The organism is Longimicrobium sp., assembly GCF_036554565.1.
Classification (GTDB): domain Bacteria; phylum Gemmatimonadota; class Gemmatimonadetes; order Longimicrobiales; family Longimicrobiaceae; genus Longimicrobium.
The window spans coordinates 1-3,160 of the sequence record NZ_DATBNB010000363.1 but is presented as its reverse complement, the minus strand read 5'-3'; the positions used below and the strand labels follow the sequence as shown (position 1 = coordinate 3,160).

Annotated in this window: 5 protein-coding genes; 4 read left to right on the top strand and 1 reads right to left on the bottom strand. The window is 71.4% G+C overall.

The genetic code is table 11. The annotated features are described in order from the left end of the window. The first annotated feature begins 105 nt into the window (after positions 1–105). Both VIB55_RS10190 and VIB55_RS10185 read left to right on the top strand, forming a co-directional pair. Positions 106–462 carry a type II toxin-antitoxin system RelE/ParE family toxin gene (locus tag VIB55_RS10190; protein ID WP_331876551.1) on the top strand — a complete coding sequence of 119 codons (357 nt, stop codon included), beginning with the start codon at positions 106–108 and terminating at the stop codon, positions 460–462. Further along, the gene (locus tag VIB55_RS10185; protein WP_331876550.1) at positions 462–857 is read left to right on the top strand and encodes a helix-turn-helix domain-containing protein; all 396 of its coding nucleotides are present in this window, start codon (positions 462–464) and stop codon (positions 855–857) included. The genes VIB55_RS10190 and VIB55_RS10185 overlap by 1 nt, the downstream gene beginning before the upstream one ends. Here VIB55_RS10185 and VIB55_RS10180 read toward each other — a convergent pair. Beyond that, on the bottom strand, positions 848–1,741 hold the full coding sequence (locus VIB55_RS10180) for a DMT family transporter (RefSeq protein ID WP_331876549.1): 894 nt from the start codon (positions 1,739–1,741) through the stop codon (positions 848–850). The two genes, VIB55_RS10185 and VIB55_RS10180, sit on opposite strands and share 10 nt — an antisense overlap. A 114-nt stretch (positions 1,742–1,855) precedes the next feature. Here VIB55_RS10180 and VIB55_RS10175 point away from each other — a divergent pair, with 114 nt between their 5' ends. Both VIB55_RS10175 and VIB55_RS10170 read left to right on the top strand, forming a co-directional pair. After that, the gene (locus VIB55_RS10175) at positions 1,856–2,749 is read left to right on the top strand and encodes a diacylglycerol kinase family protein (protein WP_331876548.1); all 894 of its coding nucleotides are present in this window, start codon (positions 1,856–1,858) and stop codon (positions 2,747–2,749) included. 13 nt (positions 2,750–2,762) lie between these two features. Next, on the top strand, positions 2,763–3,089 hold the full coding sequence (locus tag VIB55_RS10170; protein ID WP_331876547.1) for an MGMT family protein: 327 nt from the start codon (positions 2,763–2,765) through the stop codon (positions 3,087–3,089). Positions 3,090–3,160 lie beyond the last annotated feature (71 nt).

Genomic DNA, 3,160 nt, shown 5'->3' with positions numbered 1-3,160 from the left:
CCGTGCACTTGCATAGCGTTCTCCCGCGCCGCAGGTGGATTTACGGAACGCGCGGGTGGGCCGTCGCGGCGAAGAAGGCCCTTGCGCAAATGTCGGATATGACATATGATGGAGAGGTCGGGGGCGGCGGGGAAGCGCCTGGTGGTGCTGTCGGGCCGGATCATGACGCCGCCGTTCTCGGCCAGCGCACGGCGAGAGGCCGGTACCCTGATCCGGGCCCTGCAGGAGGGGCGCATGCTCAGCATGCCGCGGTCCAGGCCCATGCCCGGCATCGGGGCGCGGTGCCACGAGCTGCGCATCGTCGACGAAGACAAGAGCTGGCGGATCGTCTATCGAGTCGATCCCGACGCCGTGGTGGTCGTCGACATCTTTCAGAAGGCCACGCAGCAAACGCCGGTGCTGGTGCTGGAAGTGTGCCGCAAGCGGCTCAGACGGTACGACGCAAGCCAGGAGGAGGACTGATGAACGATCGCAAGCAGAAGCAGCTGGAGGAACAGGGCTGGGTGGAGACCGACGTCCAGGAGCTGTTCGGGCTCACCGACGCCGAGGCGGCGTACGTGGAGCTCATGATCGCACTCTCCAACGCTGTGCGCGCCCGCCGACTGGCGATGGGCCTTACCCAGCAGCGCCTGGCCGAGCTGCTGGAGTCCAGCCAGTCGCGCGTGGCCAAGATGGAGGCGGCCGATCCCTCGGTGTCGCTGGACCTGCTGATCCGCGCGCTGCTGGCGATGGGGACCACGCCGCGGGAGCTGGGGGCCGTGCTGGCGGCCGATGCTCCGGCGCCCGCCGCGCCCCGGCCCGTGCGGGCCCGGGTGTCTCCGCGGGGGCGGGCCCAGCGTGGCGCCGCTCAGGGGTGAGGCGGCTCGTCCTGCGTGGTGCGTGAGGGCCCGGCCACCATCAGCAGCACGCCGAGGAGGACGACGGCGGCGCAGGCGTAGCCCACGGGGCTCAGCCGCTCGTTCCATAGGAAGTACGCTCCGATGGCCGCCACGACCGGCTCGACGGTGGCCACGGTGGCGGCGCGCGTGGCCTCGATGCGCTTGAGGCCGGCGCTGTAGAACACGTACGAGAGGTAGGTGGGCACCACGCCCAGGAACACGAGCGCGGCCCAGGCGGTGCCGGACTTCGGGCGGAAGTCTACGAAGGGCAGAAAGGTGAGCGCGCCGATGGGAAGCGCGTAGATGAAGAGTGTGGCCGTGGTGTAGCGTTCGAAGTAGCGCTTGCCGAACAGGTAGTACATGGCATAGGCGACGCTCGAAAGCAGCCCCCACCCCAGCGCCGCGGGGGTGATCCGGATTCCGCCGCCGCCGGAGAGGGCGATCCCCGCCACGCCGGCGGTCGCCAGGGCCAGCGCGAGCACCACGCGGCGGGTGATCCGCTCGCCCAGCAATGCGGCGGAGAGCAGCGCCACCCACACCGGCGCCGTGTACAGCAGGATCGCCGCGAGCGCGGCCCCGCCCGCGTCCACCGCCTGCGAGTACGACGCCAGCAGCCCCGCTACGCCCACGACGCCGAATGCGGCCACCATCAGCCGGTCGCCGCGGTCGATGTGCACCTTGCGAGTGACGGCGGCGTGCATGGCGAAGAGCGCGGCGCCGATCAGGGCGCGCCACAGCGCCACCTCCAGTGGGTGCAGCCCCGCAGCCAGGGCGGTGCGCGTTACGGGGCCCATCAGCCCCCACAGCGTGGCGGCGATGGCCACGAACAGCGTTCCGATCAGCCGGTTTCGTCCCTGCGTCATGCGCGGGAAGGTACGCAGGCGCCGCGCCCGCCGCACCTCACGCCCTTGCGCGGCCGGCCCCGCGCGGGCCATCGTGCCGCGCCCGCTCTGCCTCCTTCCGGCTTCGTCCAATCCATGCCCATCGACCGGTTCTACGTCGTCCTGAACCCCACCGCCGGGCGCGGCGCCGCAGCCCGTATGCGCGCATTGCTGGCGCGCGAGCTGGCCGGCGTGGAGCACGTGGTGGCGGAAACGTCCGCACGCGGTGAAGCGGCGGAGGTGGCGGAGGCGGCGGCGCGCGGCGGCTGGCCCGCCGTGGTGGCGGTGGGCGGGGACGGCACGGTGCACGAGGTGGTCAACGGGCTGATGCTGGCCGCGGGCGACGGGCCTCCTGCGGCCCTGGGGATTCTGCCCGTCGGCAGCGGCAATGATTTCGCCCGGTTGGCGGGTGTGCCGACGGACCCGGTGCAGGCGCTGCGGCGCATCGTCGCGGGTGCCTGGCGGCAGGTGGACGTCGGCAGCGTGAACGGGCGCTGGTTCAGCAACGGCGTCGGGATCGGGCTTGATGCGCGCGTGGCCATCGAGGTGGACCGCCGCCGGCGCTTTCGTGGCTTGGCGATGTACCTTCACGCGCTTTCGAAGGTGCTTCGCGTCTACGAGCCGCCGCGGATGCGGGTGGAGATCGACAGGCAGGAGGCGGGGGACGGGCCCATGACGCTGGTCACCATCGGGAACGGCGGCCGCCACGGGGGCGGGTTCTGGATCTGCCCCGATGCGCGCATCGACGATGGCGTGCTGGACGTCTGCATGTGCGACGGACTGGGGACGCTGGGTATCCTCCGCTTTCTTCCGCAGGTGCTGCGCGGCACGCACACCGGCGCCACGTGCGTGCGGATGCGCCAGGCCCATCATGTCCGCGTCACCAGCCCGGACCCGCTCCCGGTGCATGCGGACGGCGAGATCATCGCCGAAGACGCTCGCGAGGTTAGCATCGAGATTCATCCCGGACGCCTCCAGGTGCTGGTGTGAGGGTGCGTCTCGGGTGAGTTCGGACGCGTACGCCCGCATCTACGCCGCCGTCCGGAAGATCCCGCGCGGGCGGGTGGCGACGTACGGGCAAATCGCCACGCTGGCCGGGCTGCCCGGCCACGCACGGCAGGTGGGATACGCGCTCCACGCGCTCACCGACGGCCGCGTGCCGTGGCACCGCGTGGTCAACGCCCAAGGGTGCATCAGCGCGCGGGCGGATGAGCCGGGCGGAAGCCTGCTGCAGCGGATGCGGCTGGAGCAGGAAGGAGTGGAGTTCGACGCTCGGGGCCGCATCGACCTGCGCCGGTTCGGGTGGAAGCCCCGCATTCGGAAGGAATGATGGAGATGGCCCTCGCCCGCCAGCACACGGCTGGCCTGCGACACGCGACAGAGATTGACATTCGCTCAGCC